General features: G+C 70.0%; 1 protein-coding gene. It reads right to left on the reverse strand.

The window, feature by feature from the left end; genetic code table 11:
- Positions 1–220, reverse strand: a 220-nt coding sequence (locus JL475_RS39610) for a hypothetical protein (protein WP_368860265.1), incomplete at both ends; no start/stop codon positions are given.

Raw genomic sequence — 220 nt, forward strand, 5'->3', positions numbered from 1 at the left:
CCGAACCCGCCGACCAGTCCACATACGGCGACGGCGCGTCCACGTGCAGCGTCCGCGGCAGCACACCGTGCTCCAGGGACTTCACGATCTTGATCACCGAGGCGACGCCGCTGGCGGCCTGGGTGTGGCCGATGTTGGACTTCATCGAGCCGAGCCACAGCGGCTCGTCGTCCTCGCGGCCCTGGCCGTACGTGGCCAGCAGTGCCTGCGCCTCGATCGG

Origin of the sequence: Streptomyces sp. M2CJ-2 (assembly GCF_016757295.1) — a bacterium.
Taxonomy (GTDB): Bacteria; Actinomycetota; Actinomycetes; order Streptomycetales; family Streptomycetaceae; genus Streptomyces.